The sequence below is a fragment of the Arthrobacter sp. P1_H7 genome, from assembly GCF_056405215.1.
Window position 1 is genome coordinate 119,482 of record NZ_JBFUCO010000005.1, and the last position, 16,801, is coordinate 136,282.

16 protein-coding genes are annotated in these 16,801 nt (G+C 67.5%); 9 read left to right on the forward strand and 7 right to left on the reverse strand.

What is annotated here, in order from left to right; translation table 11 throughout:
* Positions 1-46: 46 nt before the first annotated feature.
* The 4 genes from AC1DXI_RS06935 to AC1DXI_RS06950 form a co-directional block, all read right to left on the reverse strand.
* Complete coding sequence (locus AC1DXI_RS06935; protein WP_476938003.1) at positions 47-919, reverse strand: glycosyl hydrolase; 873 nt, start codon at positions 917-919, stop codon at positions 47-49.
* Positions 920-1,011: 92 nt separating this feature from the next.
* On the reverse strand, positions 1,012-2,157 hold the full coding sequence (gene wecB, locus AC1DXI_RS06940; RefSeq protein WP_476938004.1) for a non-hydrolyzing UDP-N-acetylglucosamine 2-epimerase: 1,146 nt from the start codon (positions 2,155-2,157) through the stop codon (positions 1,012-1,014).
* Between the two features lie 50 nt (positions 2,158-2,207).
* Positions 2,208-2,588, reverse strand: a complete 381-nt coding sequence (locus AC1DXI_RS06945; RefSeq protein ID WP_476938005.1) for a hypothetical protein — start codon at positions 2,586-2,588, stop codon at positions 2,208-2,210.
* A 76-nt stretch (positions 2,589-2,664) separates the two neighbouring features.
* Positions 2,665-3,240, reverse strand: a complete 576-nt coding sequence (locus AC1DXI_RS06950; protein ID WP_476938006.1) for a YdcF family protein — start codon at positions 3,238-3,240, stop codon at positions 2,665-2,667.
* 209 nt (positions 3,241-3,449) lie between these two features.
* Here AC1DXI_RS06950 and AC1DXI_RS06955 point away from each other — a divergent pair, with 209 nt between their 5' ends.
* From AC1DXI_RS06955 to rsmD, 5 genes are all read left to right on the forward strand, one after another.
* Entirely contained in the window at positions 3,450-6,446 is a 2,997-nt protein-coding gene (locus tag AC1DXI_RS06955; protein ID WP_476938007.1) for a hypothetical protein, read from the forward strand.
* 109 nt (positions 6,447-6,555) lie between these two features.
* Entirely contained in the window at positions 6,556-7,623 is a 1,068-nt protein-coding gene (gene thiL, locus AC1DXI_RS06960; protein ID WP_476938008.1) for a thiamine-phosphate kinase, read from the forward strand.
* A gap of 22 nt (positions 7,624-7,645) precedes the next feature.
* A complete protein-coding gene (locus tag AC1DXI_RS06965) occupies positions 7,646-8,722 on the forward strand; it encodes a DAK2 domain-containing protein (protein WP_476938117.1) in 1,077 nt (358 codons plus the stop codon).
* Complete coding sequence (locus tag AC1DXI_RS06970; RefSeq protein ID WP_476938009.1) at positions 8,712-10,961, forward strand: ATP-dependent DNA helicase RecG; 2,250 nt, start codon at positions 8,712-8,714, stop codon at positions 10,959-10,961. Before AC1DXI_RS06965 ends, AC1DXI_RS06970 begins: the two co-directional genes overlap by 11 nt.
* Positions 10,962-11,000: 39 nt before the next feature.
* Positions 11,001-11,630 (forward strand): 16S rRNA (guanine(966)-N(2))-methyltransferase RsmD, encoded by a 630-nt coding sequence (gene rsmD, locus AC1DXI_RS06975; protein WP_476938010.1) that lies wholly within the window; start codon positions 11,001-11,003, stop codon positions 11,628-11,630.
* Here the strand turns inward: rsmD and AC1DXI_RS06980 are convergent.
* From AC1DXI_RS06980 to AC1DXI_RS06990, 3 genes are read right to left on the reverse strand one after another with little or no spacing between them, the layout of a single operon-like run.
* Positions 11,627-12,412 carry a spermidine synthase gene (locus AC1DXI_RS06980; RefSeq protein WP_476938011.1) on the reverse strand — a complete coding sequence of 262 codons (786 nt, stop codon included), beginning with the start codon at positions 12,410-12,412 and terminating at the stop codon, positions 11,627-11,629. The two genes, rsmD and AC1DXI_RS06980, sit on opposite strands and share 4 nt — an antisense overlap.
* A gap of 2 nt (positions 12,413-12,414) precedes the next feature.
* On the reverse strand, positions 12,415-13,623 hold the full coding sequence (locus AC1DXI_RS06985; protein ID WP_476938012.1) for an aminotransferase class I/II-fold pyridoxal phosphate-dependent enzyme: 1,209 nt from the start codon (positions 13,621-13,623) through the stop codon (positions 12,415-12,417).
* On the reverse strand, positions 13,620-14,513 hold the full coding sequence (locus tag AC1DXI_RS06990; protein ID WP_476938013.1) for an SDR family NAD(P)-dependent oxidoreductase: 894 nt from the start codon (positions 14,511-14,513) through the stop codon (positions 13,620-13,622). The genes AC1DXI_RS06985 and AC1DXI_RS06990 overlap by 4 nt, the downstream gene beginning before the upstream one ends.
* A gap of 102 nt (positions 14,514-14,615) precedes the next feature.
* On the opposite strand from AC1DXI_RS06990, the gene coaD reads away from it, so the two are divergent.
* The 4 genes from coaD (at position 14,616) to rnc (ending at position 16,798) form a co-directional block, all read left to right on the forward strand.
* On the forward strand, positions 14,616-15,116 hold the full coding sequence (coaD, locus tag AC1DXI_RS06995; protein WP_476938014.1) for a pantetheine-phosphate adenylyltransferase: 501 nt from the start codon (positions 14,616-14,618) through the stop codon (positions 15,114-15,116).
* A gap of 173 nt (positions 15,117-15,289) precedes the next feature.
* On the forward strand, positions 15,290-15,814 hold the full coding sequence (locus tag AC1DXI_RS07000) for a YceD family protein (RefSeq protein WP_079553424.1): 525 nt from the start codon (positions 15,290-15,292) through the stop codon (positions 15,812-15,814).
* A gap of 36 nt (positions 15,815-15,850) precedes the next feature.
* A complete protein-coding gene (gene rpmF / locus AC1DXI_RS07005; RefSeq protein ID WP_009356569.1) occupies positions 15,851-16,054 on the forward strand; it encodes a 50S ribosomal protein L32 in 204 nt (67 codons plus the stop codon).
* 21 nt (positions 16,055-16,075) lie between these two features.
* Positions 16,076-16,798 carry a ribonuclease III gene (gene rnc, locus AC1DXI_RS07010; protein WP_018773470.1) on the forward strand — a complete coding sequence of 241 codons (723 nt, stop codon included), beginning with the start codon at positions 16,076-16,078 and terminating at the stop codon, positions 16,796-16,798.
* Positions 16,799-16,801 lie beyond the last annotated feature (3 nt).

Here is a 16,801-nt window from a genome sequence, read left to right on the forward strand (position 1 = left end):
TGAGCGTCATCACGGCGTCGGTGTTGTCCTGGGCGCGGCGCGCCTCCTACAGGGACTTGTAGAGCTCACCTGTGGGGGAGAGCGATCCGTCCTTGCGGAACAGGGCCGAGGCGCCCATGATGGGGTCCCCTTCGGCCCGGGTCTTCCAGGCAAAGCGCTCCACGAACTGCATCTGGCGGAGCCCTGCGGCCGTTTCGCTCATGAACGCCATGATCTCCTTTTCGGTGTAGCGCGTGGGCGACTTTTTGGAGGCTTCCCAGTCCGCGACGGCGTATTCGGTGATCCAGATGGGTTTTTCGTACCGGTCGTAGAGCTCCTGGACGCTGTTCAGGAAGGACTCGGAGTCCGGGGAAGGGTAGGAGTGCATGTTGATGAAGTCCACCCTGAGATCCTTCGAGGACGCTTCATCCATGAACTCCTTGAGCCAGTCGCCCAGTGCCTGAACGGGCGCCGGCGAGCCGAGCCGCAGCCCGGATGCCTCGAGCTCGGGCCAATACTTGATGGCCGAGGACACTTTCATGTCTGCCTGCTCGGGATGGTCGGGCTCATTGAAACCAAGCAGTTCCGCAGCCCGGGTCAGCTCGAGTTCGTACTGTACCTCTGCGACCGCGTTCTGGCGGACACTTTCCTTGCCCCAGATCATCGGCACAAAATCCTGCGTGGGGCGGGCTGCGGGATATGAGGCGCCCCACGTGTAGAACCAGTTCACATCCAAGGCGTCGAGCTGCTGGATGCCGTACTTCTTGCCCACAGCAAGGCCCACGCCCTTGCGCGCCCCCGCCGGCATGGGACGGCTGCTGGTTGGTGGCTGGCTGGTGATTGGCGGCTGGCCGACGTCGTTAGGTTCCGGCGTACAAGAGGCCAGCGTGGCGGCGGCAGAGGCCGCCAATGACAGTCGGAAGAAGTCCCTGCGGTCCATGCTCACGTCCACTTTCACTTTCCTCTCGGCTGCGCGCGGGGGTGAGCACTCCCTCCCCCGGGAGCTTCATTGTTTCACGATTTGGCCACCGCCTACGCCCCGCTGAACTCCGCCGTCCGGTAGCCGACGCCGAGCAGCTCTTCGATGGCTGCCACTGTCCGGGGGGCGGCCTTGCCGTCGCCGTAGGGATTCACTGCGTTTGCCATGGACGCGAAGTGCGAGGAATCGTGCAGGAGGCGGGTCACCTCGGCAACAATCCGCTCTTCGTCGGTTCCGATCAGCTTCACGGTGCCGGCTTCAAGGGCCTCGGGCCGTTCCGTGTTCTCCCGCATCACCAGGACCGGCTTGCCGAGGCTGGGGGCCTCCTCCTGCACTCCGCCGGAGTCCGTCAGGACGATGTGCGCCTGCGAAAGCATCCGGGTGAATTCGCCGTAGGCCAGCGGCTCCGTCACCAGCACGTTCGGCTTGCCCTCCAGCGCGGGAAGCACTGCCTCACGCACCACGGGATTCTTGTGGGCGGGCAGCACGATCACGAGGTCCGGCTCGGCGTCGGCGATCCGCGCGAGCGCCCGTCCCACGCTGCGCATGGATTCGCCCTGGTTTTCGCGCCGGTGCGTGGTGACCAGCAGGACCCGGCGGCCACTGGCGGCCAGCGCTTCCAGCCGGGGGTCCGTGAAGGGAAGTCGCTTGTCCACGGTGGCGAGGAGGGCATCAATTACGGTGTTCCCGGTCACCACGATGTCCTGCGGGCTGATGCCTTCCCGCAGCAGGTTTTCCCGGCTGGTGGAGGTCGGGGCCAGGTGCAGGCGGGTGATCTGGCTTGTGATCTTACGGTTGGCTTCTTCGGGAAACGGCGAGAGCAGGTCACCGCTGCGCAGCCCGGCTTCGACATGCACCACCGGGATGCCGTGATAGAACGCGGCGATGGCGGCGGCCGTGGAAGTGGTGGTGTCGCCCTGGACGACGACGGCGTCCGGACGGGAGTCGGCGAAGAGCTTTTCCAGCCCGTCGATGGTCCGCGTCATGATGGCCGACAGGGACTGCCCCTGCTGCAGGATGTTGAGGTCATGGTCCGGAACGATGCCGAACAGTTCGTTGACCTGGTCCAGCATCTCGCGGTGCTGCCCAGTGACCGTCACGATGCAGCGGAAGAGCGGAGACTCCTGCAGCGCGCTGACGATCGGCGCCATCTTGATGGCTTCCGGCCTGGTTCCGAAGATCGGCATGATGCTGTGCATGGTTATTCCCCAAGGGTGTGCGAGCGGTTGGTAAGGTCTTTGGCCCTGAATTAGCCGAAGAAAAGGGCAAACGCGATGGCCGGCACCGCGATGACAACAAAGAGCACGGCCAAGGAAGCCACACGCCGTTTGCGCCTATGTGATGCGGCACGGATGAGTTGCTCGGCTTCTTTTTCCCGGATAGCCGCGGCCTGGGCCGCAGCTTCAGCGGCTGGCCCTGCAGAATCCCGCTCCGGGGCGTCCTGTGTTCCGGCATCCACAGTTCCGGCATCCTGCTCGGCCGAAGCCTCGGCACGTGGTGCCCTAATCGGAAGCGGCTCCGCCCCGGGCACCAGGAGGGTGTCCGCGATCTCCGCGTGCATGCGGCGCCTGCGCAGGTGCCGGGGCGCGGCAACCAGCGGGGGAGGGCCGTCAGGAGAGTGTTCCAGCATGTCCTCCTCGCCTGGGTCAGATGCCCGGACCGGCTGACCAGTTCAGCCGGATGAGGTTCAATTGTTACATTTCCGCTCACTGATTGGCGCATTCAGGCCGCAAGGAAGCATCGATCAGTCCTCCGGTTTCGATCACAAACCGCCGCAACCATTGGCCCAAATCCAGGTCCGGATGTGAGGCAACCATCTGTACGTCCGCCGTCGTGCACTGGCCAATCAGGCGCCCCGCGCGGGTGAGGTGATAACTGGACGTCACTACGGTGATGGACTTCCAGCCGTTGGCCTTGACCAGGCTGGAGATTGCCAGTGCTTCGCCGCGGGTGTCCAGATCCGGGGGGCGGAAGCAGATGACGGCCGCGTTGGGGAAGGCGGCCGAATTACACGCCTCATCCGCCGCCCGGTTGCCAAAGGTGTCCGTGTGCGAGATCACAAGGACCGGAACGTGGAAATCGGTCTGGAACTGGCGCGCCACCGGCAGGCGTTCGGAAGCCGCGCCGCCGAGCATGATGACGGCGTCCGTCCGGTGCACGCTGAGGGGGTCCACGTTAACGAACAGTTGCAGGGCGATGACCAGCCACAGCAGGAGGCCCCCGACGGCGACCGCGAGCACCCTGCGGGTGGCGGTATTCACCGCGGCGACGGAAGCAAGCACGGCTAAGAGTTTGGCACGCGGTTTTCAGGTGGCGAAATGGTGCGCCGGTGCTGCGCCAAAACTTGCACAAAGGAATGCGTGATGCAGTTGTGATTCTGGAGATCAAAGTTACTGGGGTGACAGATGTGGATTGCCGTTTATGCTATAGGCAACTTACGTCGCTCCCACCACAGGTATCCACCTTCGGTCTCACCCTTAAGCGAGCCATCTTGCGAAAACTAAACATAGCGGCAACCGTGATTGCCGCCGTGATGCTGGCAGCAACCTTGCCGCAGGCCGCCGTGGCTGCTGTCGAGGTGCCGGCCGCTGGACAGGTGTCCGCCGGCGCACTGGCGCCGTCGACTGCCGTTTCGACAGGTGCCGTGCCGGCGGTGTCGGACCCGAGCCCCCAGGGGCCGGTGGATGACTTTGTGCGCCCGGAGCCACCCGCAGGCAGGGCCAAGTCCGAGTACACCTACGTCAGCGCGCCGCTCGCCGGCACGTTGAAAACCACATTGGTGACGGTGCAGTTGGCCGACAAGTCTGCAGCCGAGACGGACACGGCCGTCCCCATGGCCGCGGCGAAGGCCTCGCTCAGCGCCGCCAACCGCTACTGGGCCTTCGCCACAGCGGGCCGGGTGGACATTGCGCTGAGTTCCTCACGCCAGCTGCACAAGTCCGCCGCGACCTCCAAGCAGTCGCCGGCGCAGATCGTGGACATCGTCTCCCAGGAGCTGGGCTGGACGCAGAGTTCCTACACGGCACTGGTCATGTTCATCCCCGGCGCCTACCTCACCAACGGCGCCGCGGGTATGACCTACAGCAACGGCAACATTGGCGGCCGCATCCTGATGCCGCAGAACAGCCGGCTCTCCACGCCTGTCCTGGCACATGAGTTCGGGCACGCCCTTGGCATGGACCATGCCAACAGCCTGCTGTGCGGCAGCGGCGCCATGGACGTGGCCTCCGGGCCGTTCGCAGGGTTTGCGGATGCCACCTGCAGCATCAAGACCTACGGCGACAACCTGGACCTGATGGGTATCTCGCATTTCGACATCATGCCGGAAATCAGCGCCAGCTTCTGGGAAATGGGCCGGTTTGGCAACGGTAACGAGATCGCCAACCTGGGCACGGTGTCCGCCCCCCGCACGGTGAACCTCAAGCCGTGGGCCGGAACAGGTGCCAACCGCGCAGCGAAGTTCACGGACCCGAAATCCGGCGAGGTGTATTTCCTGGAACTCCGCACTCCGGTCGGTTACGACTCCGTGATTGCGCAGAACGGAAACCGCGGGGTGAAGATCACCCAGCAGGGCGGAGGCAACTCCTCGATCCTGCTTCCGCCCAATACCCGGGCAACCGCCTTCAACGGCTACTACAGCAACACCCAGGCCTGGCAGGCCGGCCAGACCTTCACCACGCACGCCGGCACCAAGGTCTCCATTGGCGCCGTCAGCAACACCACGGCCACCGTGACAATCCGTCCGCCGGGTGCGCCCGCGAAGGGCTCCTTCGACAGCGCAGCCCTCGCGGTCACCTCGTCCGGCGCTACCATCAACGTCCGCGGATGGTCGGTGGATCCGGCGGCGGCCTCCACCTCAACGCAGACGCACATATATGTCACAGCACCTGACGGCACGACGACGGGCCATGCCTTCACCGCGGACAAACCGCGCGCCGACGTCAACGCGGCGCTGGGCATCAGCGGAAACCACGGCTTCCAGGCGTCGATCGCCGTCAAAGCGGCCGGACAGTATCAAGCCTGCGCTTATGCGATCGGCATTTTTAACAACGCTGCATTGGGCTGCCGGAACGTCACCCTGGCGAGCACTCCCGCACCCGAGGGATCCCTCGACGCGGTCAGCACCGCCATGGTGTCTGGCAAACCGTCCATCAAGATGCGGGGCTGGGCAGTGGACCGCGGTAAACCAGGCGCGTCGATCCCGGTCCACGTCTACGTGACCACCCCTGCAGGGACCACCACTGGCCAGGCCTTCACCGCCAACCTGCAGCGCCCGGACGTCAATAAAGCCTTGGGGGTCAGCGGCACGCACGGGTTTGCAATCACCGTCCCGGCGACAGGGACCGGCACGTATCGGGTCTGCGCCTACGCCATCCCCGTCGCCCCGTTTGCTGCCGGTAACACCACCCTGGGCTGCCGCAACGTCCCCGTGGCTGTCAGTGACCCGCCCACCGGATACCTGGATTCCGTGTCCTTCATCAACGCCGGGTCCTCGGCGCGCCTGGACGTCGCAGGCTGGTCCTTCGACGCCGGCGTCCCGTCGGCGTCGATCCCTGTCCAGCTGAGTGTCACGTCCCCGGACGGCACCACCAAGACAGTGACCACCACCGCCAACGCTGCCCGGAGCGACGTCAACGCCGCCATGGGGATCGCCGGTTCGCACGGGTACCAGACATCCGTGAGCGTGACGAAGGCCGGAACGTACCGCGTCTGCGCCACCGGAATCGCCGTCGCCACGCTGACCAAGGGCAACGGCTTCCTGGGCTGCGCGAACGCTACGGCGGCCCCTGCTGCGCGGCCGGTCGGCTATGTGGACGCCATCGTGGTGCAGACCAAGACGCCGTCGGCGGTTATCGCGGCGTCCGGCTGGACCTATGAACCCGGCACGCCGGCAGCTTCTAACGCCGTGCACATCTACGTCACGGGCCCGGACGGCAAGACGAAGGGCTACCCCTTCACCGCGAACGGGACCCGGCCGGACGTCAATGCCGCGTTTTCGCTGACCGGAAACCACGGATTCCAGAACAGCATCCCGATCACCCTGTCCGGCCGCTACCACGTGTGCGCTTACGGCATCTCCGTGAGCCCGCTGAGTGCTGGCAACACACTGCTCGGCTGCCGGGATGTGGTTGCGCAGCCCGCCGCACCGGTGCGGGGCTACCTCGATACCGCCCGCCTGTCCGGGACCAGCACCAGTAGATCGATCGTGGCGACCGGCTGGGCCATGGATCCGGGCTTCACGAGCCAGAGCGTTCCGGTCCGCGTCACCGTCAAGTCTCCGGATTCGAGCTCCAAGAGCTACAGTGTCTCGGCCAACCTGGCCCGGCCGGACGTAAATCGTGCGCTGGGCGTGACGGGCAACCACGGCTACCGTGCGGCCATTCCCATCAAGGCCCGGGGCAAGTACACCGTCTGTGTCTCCAGCGCCGGGGCCGGCGTCCTGCGGACCGGGGTGTCCGCGCTGGGATGCCAGTCCCTTACCTACTGACGCTGTGAAGGGTTCCCTGGAGCCACAGCCCGGCACGGTCAGTCCCTCGCGGTAGCGTAGGGCTGTGCCTGAAACTCCCGTGCCTGAAACTCCTGTGCCTGAAACTCCTGTGCCCGAAACTGCGCCTGAATCCCTGCCTGCGGACGCCGCACTGACCGTTGCCGGGCTCTCGGAGTCCCAACTGCTGGGGCGCATTTTCCCGCGGCTGACGATCCCGCAGCCCGATGGCGGCCTGGCGGCGTCGTCGTACTTGCTGCTCGGTCCGGGGGACGACGCCGCGATTGTCGCCGCACCGGACGGGCGGACCGTGCTGAGCATCGACACCCAGGTGGCGGACCAGGATTTCCGGCTCGAATGGAACAACGGCTACCGGACCACCGGGTACGACGTCGGCTGGAAGGCCGCGGCGCAAAACCTCAGCGACATCAATGCCATGGGCGCCCGGGCCACGTCCCTTGTGGTGAGCCTGACCATGCCACCGGAGACGCTTGTCTCCTGGGTGGAGGATTTCGCGGACGGCCTCGTGGCCGGCATCAGGGGGCTGGGGGCTCCGGCCTGCGCGGTGGCCGGCGGCGACCTCGGCCGCGGCCGCGAACTGGCGGTCAGCGTTGCCATCGTGGGGACCCTTGACGGCAAAGAGCCCGTCCTGCGCTCCGGGGCCCGGCCGGGGGACACCGTGGCCCTGGCGGGAACTGTGGGCCGGGCCGCCGCCGGGCTGGCGCTGCTGGAGTCGGGCGTCCCCGTGGGCGACCTGACCGCCGGGCAGCGCTCCCTCCTGGACATCCAGTGCAGGCCGCAGCCGCCGCTCGCGGCCGGACCGCTGGCGCGTGAGGCGGGAGCATCGGCCATGATGGACATTTCGGACGGCCTGGTCCGGGACGGAAACCGCATGGCGGCCGCCAGCCGCGCGGTGCTGAATCTGGAAGCCGCCGCCCTGAAGGAGCTGGCCGCCCCGCTGCTGCCGGCGTCGGAGCTGGTGGGCGCCGACCCGATGGCCTGGGTCCTCGGCGGCGGTGAAGACCACGGGCTGCTCGCCACTTTCCCGGCAGGGGTTCCGCTCCCTCCCGGGTTCACTGCGATAGGCTCGGTAGAGGCCCCTGCACCAACCGAAAGCACGGGAGTTACGATCGCGGGCAGGCCCGCTGACGCTGTGGGATGGGATCACTTTGCAGACTAAGATTGCCGCCAACGCGCAAGCGATGAAGCGGTGGTTGGGCAAGGCGGAAACCACGCTCGGCAACCACAGCGACCGCCTGAACGCCATCAACATCTTTCCAGTGGCCGACGGCGACACCGGCACCAACCTCTACCTGACCGTCCGCGCCGCGGCCCACGCAGCCGACACCGCCGTGCCGGGACACCCGGACGGGGCGACGCACGCGGCACCGGATCCGTCCCTTCATGACGTTGGCGCCGTCCTGGCGCAGGCCGGCGAGGTTGCCATGGAACAGGCCCGCGGCAACTCGGGAACTCTGTTCGCCGTCTTCCTCTGCGCCGCCGCCGAACCCCTGGCCGGCCACACGCGGATCAGCTCACCCCTGCTGGCTGCGGCCCTGAACCGTGCCCAGATCCGGGCCTGGTCAGCGCTGAGTGATCCCGTGCCCGGCACCATGCTCTCCGTCATGGAGGCTGCCGCCCGGGCCGCGGCCGCCGTGGACTCAGCACACGACGGCGATGACAGCAACCAGACCCTCGGGCTGGCCCTGGACGCCGCCGTCGAGGCGGCCCTGGCCGCCGTGGTGCGCACGGAGGAGCAGCTCGATGCCCTGCAGGCCGCCCACGTGGTGGACGCCGGCGGCGTGGGCATGCTTCTGATCCTGGACTGCCTCCGCTCCGCCGTGCTGGGCGAGGAGCTCCAGAGCGAACTGCTGGACGGGCTGCACGGCTACGACGTCCAGGATCCGCATATCCACGTCGGCATGCCGCGCGACGATGGCGTCGAAGTCATGTGCACCATCTCGCTGTCCCCGCTGGACGCCGCCATGATGCGCCAGCGGCTCGACGAAATGGGCGACTCGGTGATCATGAGCCAGGTTGGCGGCGGCGCGGATGCCGCCGGGCGCTACCGCTGGCGCGTCCACGTCCACGTCCTGGATGCTGCCCCCGCCGTCGCGCTGATCCGTTCCCTGGGCGAGCCCACGGACATTTCCGTGAGCGAGCTCGCAGTGCCGCGCGACCCGGAGGCACCGGCCGCCACAGTTGCCCCGACCGTTGACGCTAACGTCGCTCCCGCGCCCGCCGCCGAAACCCGAAACCCCGACGGACATGCACGCTGAACTTGAACTGGGCCTGGAGCGCCGCATCGGTAAGCGCTCCGCGGCCGTCATCGAAAAACACCTCGGCATCACCACTGTCGGCGGGCTCCTGAACTACTTCCCCCGCCGCTACCTCAGCCGCGGCGAACTGACGCCCATCAGCGAGGTCCCGCTGGACGAGGAAGTGACCCTGATCGCCCGGGTGGTCTCCAACAGCACCCGGTCCATGCGCGCCCGGCGCGGCTCCCTCACCGACGTCGTGATCTCCGACGACGCCGGAACGGGTTCCGCACGGGCCGGCGGCGCACTGCCGGGCACGCTCAAGGTCAGCTTCTTCAACGGGTTCCGGGCCAAGGCCGAGCTGCAGCCGGGCCGGCGCGCCATGTTTTCCGGCAAGGTGACCCGCTACGCCGGATCCCTCGGCCTGACCAACCCGGATTTCCTGCTGCTCGACGAGGACCCCGAAACGCCGGGCCTCGACCCGGAGAAGCTCGCCGCCATGCCGATCCCGGTGTACCCAGCCACGGCCAAACTGACCAGCTGGTCCATCCAGAAGGTCATCTCGACGCTGCTGGACACCGTGGAGCTGGAAACCCTCGGCGACCCGCTGCCGGCCGAGATCGCGGCGCGGGAGAAGTTCCTGCCGGTCGCGGATGCCTACCGGCTGATCCACGCCCCGCAAACCCCCGCGGATTTCCAGCGTGCCCGCGACCGGTTCCGCTACCAGGAAGCCCTGGTGCTGCAGTCGGCCCTGGCCCGCCGCCGCGCCCAACTCGCCGCCGAGGAAGCGACGGCCCGCCGCCCGGCACCCGACGGGCTGCTGCCAGCCTTCGACCGCCAGCTGCCGTTCACGCTGACCGCCGGCCAGGCCGCCGTCGGCAAGACGCTCTCCGACGAGCTCGCCCGGGACTCGCCCATGAACCGGCTGCTCCAGGGCGAGGTGGGCTCCGGCAAGACGATTGTGGCGTTGCGCGCCATGCTGCAGGTCGTGGACGCCGGCGGACAGGCTGCCCTGCTGGCCCCCACCGAAGTCCTCGCCGCCCAGCACTATGAATCCATCCGGCGCACGCTCGGACCGCTCTCCCGGGACGGGATGCTTGGCGGGTTCGGCCCGGACGCCGTCCAGGTAACCCTGCTCACCGGCTCCATGCCCACCGCGGCGCGGAAGCAGGCCATGCTGGACGCGGCCTCCGGGACGGCCGGAATCGTGATCGGCACCCACGCCCTGCTCAGCGACAACGTGTCCTTCTATGACCTGGGCCTGATTGTGGTGGACGAGCAGCACCGCTTTGGGGTGGAACAGCGCGACGCCCTCCGGGCCAAGGCCAGCAAACCGCCGCACCTGCTGGTCATGACCGCCACCCCGATTCCCCGGACCGTGGCCATGACTGTGTTCGGCGACCTCGAAACCTCCGTGCTCGATGAGCTCCCCGCCGGCCGCGCCCCAATCTCCACCCACGTGGTGGGGCTCGCGGAACACCCGGGGTGGGCCACCCGCATCTGGTCCCGTTCGCGGGAGGAGATCGACGCCGGCCACCAGGTCTACGTCGTTTGCCCCAAGATCGGCGCGGACGACGACGGCGACTTCACCCCGGGCGAGGCCGAACCGTCCGCCGTGGACCTCGAAGGCGAGAATGGTGCGCGGGAACTCGCCTCCGTCACCGGCGTCGTGGAACACCTCCAGGACGAACCGGCCCTGGCTGGGATCACTGTGGCGCCGCTGCACGGCAGGCAGGACCCGGTGCTGAAGTCCGAGACTATGGCTTCCTTCACGGCCAACCAGACCAAGCTCCTGGTTTCCACCACCGTGATCGAAGTCGGCGTGGACGTGCACAACGCCACGCTCATGGTGATCCTGGATGCGGACCGTTTTGGTATCTCCCAGCTCCACCAGTTGCGTGGCCGGGTGGGCCGCGGCGGCCTGCCCGGGACCTGCCTGCTGGTCACCACCCTGGAGCCGGGCCATCCGAGCCGGCGCCGGCTGGATGCCGTGGCTGCCACCACCGACGGCTTCGAACTGTCCCAGGAGGACCTCAAGCTCCGTAGGGAGGGCGACATCCTCGGCGCCTCGCAGTCCGGCGGGCGCTCCACCCTGAAGCTGCTGCGCGTGCTCGAACACGAGGACGTGATCGCCCGGGCCCGGCAGGACGCCCAGCGGATCGTCGCCGCCGATCCCTCGCTGGCGGGCCAGCCCAGGCTTGCGGCCGCGATCGACGAATACCTGAACCCCGAGAAGGAGGCGTTCCTTGAACGCGGCTAGGACCATGAGCCAGGCAAAGACGTCCGCGGGGGGTCGCGCATGAGCCGGATCATTGCCGGCGCGGCCGGCGGCAGCACGCTGAACAGCGTGCCCGGAAACCTGACACGGCCCACCACCGACCGGGTCAAGGAGGCCCTGTTCTCCCGGCTGGATGCCTTCAACGTCATCGCCGGCGCCCGCGTGCTGGATCTGTACGCGGGATCCGGCTCGCTGGGGGTGGAAAGCGGCAGCCGCGGCGCGGACTGCGTGGACCTGGTCGAATTCGACGCCAAGGCCAGCGCCGTCTGCCAGCGGAACGCCGACCTCGTCAATACCGTCACGGGCCGCAAGGTGGTCTCCGTGCACCGCTCCAAGGTCGAATCCTTCCTGGACCGGACCGCCGACTCCGCCATCTGGGACCTGGTGTTCCTGGACCCGCCCTACCCCCTGGACGAGCCGGCCCTCGCTGCCGTGCTGGCCAAGCTGGTGCCGCACCTGGGCGAGGGAGCTGTCGTGGTGGTGGAACGCTCGTCCCGGAGCCCCGAGCCGGCATGGCCCGAGGGCATGGAACGGTTTGCCGAGAAGAAGTACGGCGAAACCCGGCTGTGGTTCGCCGAGCCCGGTGTGGAAGCCGCGGACCTGGAGGCCGGGGACGCTGTGGAAGCAGCGAACCTGGAGGCCGGGGACTAGCCGGCCAGCGCGTCCAGATCGACGCCGGCGAGCAGCCGGGCCGGATGCGGACCGCGCGCCGTGAGCGCCGCCGTCCAGACCTCGGGCCACGGCCCCTGCGTCCCGGTCAGGATGATGTTTCCGGGGTACCGGCCGGTGAACATTCCGGCCTCCGCGAAGGCCGAGACGTCGGCCATGGCCCGGCGCATGGCCACGATCTGGCTCCGGACCAGGGTCAGCCCGGGTTCGTCGCCCACGTTGACTATCAACACACCGCGCGGCGTCAGCCGGGCCGCCGCCTCCTGGTAGAAGCCGGTGCACGCGATGTGTTCGGGCGCCTCCGGCCCGGAGAAGATGTCCAGGATCACGACGTCGAAGCGCAGGTCCGCCGGAAGCCCGGCGAGGGCGTCGCGGGCATCGCCGATCACCGTGTGCAGCTCGGTTCCCTCCGGCAGGGGCAGCTGCGCGAGCACGAAGTCCAGCAGTTCCCGCTCCAGCTCCACGGCGTACTGGACCGAGCCGGGGCGGGTGGCCTGGATGTAACGGGCCAGCGTCAGGGCCCCCGCGCCCAGGTGCAGCGCCGTGATCGGCTCGCCCCACGGGGCGGCAAGGTCCACGACGTGCCCGATCCTGCGCAGGTATTCGTAGAAGATATCCGCGGGGTCAGCCAGGTTGACGTGGGACTGCTCGGCGCCGCCGATGCTCAGCACGAAGCCGCCCTCGGTAAAGGGATCCGGTTCGATCACGGCGTGCTGTCCGGTGGTCCGCAGGAACCGCGAGGCCCCGGGTTGCTGCCCGGCCATGTTCACAGCCTGTCGCGCAAGGTCGCCAGCCGCTCGGCGGCCTCCTCCAGCACGTGCAGCTGCTTGCAGAACGCGAAGCGGAGCAGGCTGCGGGTGCGCTCGGCGCCGTCGGCGTGGCAGAAGACAGGCACCGGGATCGCGGCGACACCCACGAGGGCCGGCAGCCTGCGGGCCAGCTCCACCGAATCGGTGATCCCCAGTGGTGAGGTGTCCACGTTCACGAAGTAGGTCCCCTGCGGGGTCAGGACGTCGAGGCCGGCTGCGCGCAGTCCCTCGCTGAGGATGTCGCGCTTGTAGCGGAGGGTGTCGGCAATGCCGGCGTAAAACTCGTCCGGAAGTCCCAGGCCCACCGCGATCGCGGCCTGGAAGGGCGTGCCGGAACTGTAGCTCAGGAATTGCTTGACCGTCCGGGCGGCGGCCACGAGTTCCTCCGGCCCGGAGAGCCAACCGATCTTCCAGCCGGTGAAGGAGAACGTCTTGCCGGCCGAGGAAATGGTGAGCGTGCGCCCGGCCGCTCCGGGCAGCGTCGCGATCGGGATGTGCCGTACACCGAAGGTCAGGTGCTCGTACACTTCGTCGGTGACGATGACGGCGTCGTATTGAGCGGCCAGTTCGACGACGCGCTCAAGCACCTCGCGGGGGAACACCGCGCCGGTCGGGTTGTGCGGATTGTTGATCAGCACCACCTTGGTGCGGTTGCTGAACGCGGCCTCGAGCGCGGCGAGGTCCGGCATGAAATCCGGGGCCAGCAGCGGGGCGGTGACGTGCGTGGCGCCGGAGAGCCCGATGATGGCGCCGTAGGAGTCGTAGAACGGCTCGAACGTGAGCACTTCATCTCCCGGACCTACCAGCGCGAGCAGGGAGGCGGCGATGGCCTCCGTGGCGCCGGTGGTGACGATGATTTCGGTCTGGGGATCGGGGGCCAGCCCGTAGAACCGCTGCTGGTGCACCGCGATCGCCTCCCGCAGCGGCAGGATGCCCTTGCCGGGCGCATACTGGTTGGCTCCGGCGGCGATGGCGGCCTGGGCGGCCTCCTTGATCTCCACAGGGCCGTCCTCGTCCGGGAAGCCCTGGCCGAGGTTGATGGCGCCCGTGCTCAGGGCCAGGGTGGTCATCTCCTCGAAGATCGTGACGCCCAGCGAACCGTCGGGGGAGAGCAGGTTGGCGCCGGTTGCGGCGCGCTGCCACGGGAGCTGGGCGGGGCCGGTCATCGGGAACCTGCCGTATCGGAGCTGGCGGCGGCGGTGGGGCCGCCGGCGGCGGGCCTGCCGGTGAACCTGTCCATGGTGGTGTAGATCCCAAAGACCTTTCCACCCACGAAGTCCCACGCCCGCACCGGCAGGATGCCCTTGAGCACTTTCCCCAGCTTGGCCATGGCGGGGGCGATCAGCTGCGGCCGTCCGGCGGCCGTAGCGCGCCATGCCCGGTCCACGGCGTCCTCGGGCGTCATCAGCGGGGTCAGCAGGGGACCGCGGGCTCCCTCGAACATGCCGGTGGAAATGTAGCTGGGGCAGAAGGTGGTGACTTTCAGGTGGCCGTAGCCCTGTTGCTCAAGCTCGAGCCGGAGCGAGTCGCTCCAGCCGATGACGGCCCATTTCGAGGCCGCGTACACGCTCATTCGCGGATTCGAGACCGTGCCGGCGGCAGAGGCAACATTGAGGATCCGGCGCGGGCGGCCGGCGGCGGCCATCATGTCCGGCAGGAACTCAAGGGTGACGTACATGGGGGCAAGGGCGTTGATGTCCATGGTCAGGGCGATGTCACGGTCCGGGGCGTGGTCCCAGAAGTACGCGCCGCGGACAATCCCGGCGTTGTTCACCAGCAGCGCCAGCGGCCCCTCGGCCCGGGCCTCACGGGCGGCGTCGGCAATCGCGGCGCGATCCGCGAGATCCACCGTGCGGGGGACGGCGCGGGCGCCCAGGGCGGCAACTTCAGCGGCGGTGCTGGCCAGGGCATCGGCGTCGACGTCCCAGAGGATCACCACCGCGGCGCCTTCCCGGGCGGCGCGGAGGGCGTAGAGCCGGCCCATGCCCATGGCGGCACCGGTGACCAGGGCCACGCCGCCGTCCACGGTGAAGGGAGACGCAGTGAAAGGCGGCATAGTGAAAGGCCGCGCAGTGAAAGGCAGGGCCGCGCGATTGTTCGATGCTGACATTCAGCCATGTTATCCCGGGCCGCGGCGCGGATACGGTAGGTTCGGAGCATGAGACGCGCTGTTTGCCCTGGCTCTTTTGACCCCATTCACAATGGACACCTGGAAGTCATTGCGCGTGCCGCGGGCCTCTTCGACGAGGTGATCGTGGCCGTGTCCACGAACTTTTCCAAGAAGTACCGCTTCAGCCTGGAGGAGCGGATCGACATGGCCAAGGAAACGTTCGCGTCCTTGCGCGGGATCGTGGTCGAACCCGTGGGGGAGGGGCTCCTGGCCGAGTACTGCCGGCAGCGCGGCGTGTCCGCGATCGTCAAGGGCCTGCGTTCGTCCTCGGACTTCGACTACGAGCTGCCGATGGCCACGATGAACCGGCAGCTGACCGGCGTCGAGACGGTGTTCCTGCCGGCGGAAAGCCACTACCTGCACCTGTCCTCCACCCTCATCAAAGAGGTCTTCGCCCTGGGCGGGGACGTCTCGGACTTTGTTCCCCGGTCCGTGTTGAAACGGCTGGCCCCGGGCGAGCCGGTCCCGAACCGGGCGCGCAAAGTGTAAGCTTGACCGGTACTCGGCGGCCTGCTGCCGGTTGCGTGGCCCGAATCCGAGGCGGCTTGTGGTGTGAACCGCCGGCGTGCCCCGGTTTGAGTCCGTCCGGAAGTTCAGGCTAAGATAGTACGTCGGTCATATGTTCAACAGGAGTTCTCATTAAACGAGATGCTAGTTCGCCCTTGGCGTTCGACGTCAAGGACCTCGGACGCAGTCCGGGAAGCATGCGGACGCTGACGGAACATGTACCCGCGCCAAGTGATCTTGGTGTGGCGCTCATTGGCGTGCAGGAAGGCTCGGATGTCGAGCTGGACCTGCGGCTTGAGGCCGTACACGAAGGAATTCTGGTATCAGGAACCGCGCACGTCGAAGTTACTGGCGAATGCGGCCGATGCCTGGATCCCCTTGCGTATGACCAAGAGGTTGATGTGCAAGAACTTTTCTTCTACGAGGATGCTGTGTTCTCCGACGAAGAAGACGAAGAAGAGCAACGTCGAGTCGAGCACGATCTGATCGATCTTGAGCCGGTGTTGCGGGACGCAGTTGTCACCATACTGCCGTTCCAGCCGGTGTGCCGGGAAGACTGCCAGGGCCTTTGCTCCGAATGTGGAGTGCGCCTGGAAGACGAGCCGGGGCATCACCACGAGGTCGTAGATCCTCGCTGGGCCGCCCTGGCTGACTTGGCTAAGCCTGACCGGCAAAACTGATTTGTAAGTGTTTTTCTAGAGAGAAATGAGTTAGCCGTGGCTGTCCCGAAGCGGAAAATGTCTCGCTCGAATACCCGCGCCCGCCGCTCCCAGTGGAAGGCAACTGCCCCCCACCTGGTGAAGACTGTCGAGAACGGCCAGGTCACGTACAGCCTGCCGCACCAGGCAAAGGTCGTTACCGACTCGGCTGGCACTGCGCTGTTCCTTGAGTACAAGGGCCGCAAGGTCGCAGACGTCTAATCCGCCAACAGGCTGAAAAAGATGTCTTCAACTGAAGAGCTTCTGAAGCGTCTCGGTGTCACTATTGACGCCGGGACGCTTCGTCTTGCGCTCACACACCGTTCCTACGCCTACGAAAACGGCGGCATCCCCACCAACGAACGGCTCGAGTTCCTGGGCGACTCCATCCTGGGGTTCTCCGTTACTGACGCGCTGTACCGTGACAACCCCACGCTGCCCGAAGGCGACCTGGCCAAGCGCCGTTCCGCCGTCGTCAGCACCCGGGCGCTGGCCGGCATCGGCCGCAGCATCGGGCTGGGGGACTACATCTACCTTGGACAGGGCGAAAAGCTCACCGAAGGCAAGAACAAGGCCTCCATCCTGGCGGACACCATGGAGGCGCTGATCGGCGCCACCTACCTCTCCAACGACATCGAGACGGCCCGGCAGCTGGTCATGCGGCTGGTCGGCCCGCTGTTGAAGGACGCGGCCGCCCTCGGCGCGGGCACCGACTGGAAGACTTCCATCCAGGAGCTGGCCGCCAGCCGGCAGCTCGGGACCATCAACTACGCGGTCGACGGCTCCGGGCCGGACCACGCCCGGACGTTCGAGGCCGTGCTGCGGATTGGCGGCACGGACTACGGCACCGGCACCGGCAACTCCAAGAAAGAGGCCGAGCAGGAAGCCGCCGCCGATGCCTGGCGCCGGCTGACCGCCCCGTCCGCGCCTGATCCGCAGCAGCTGCAGTCCCAGACCGGCAGCTAGGCG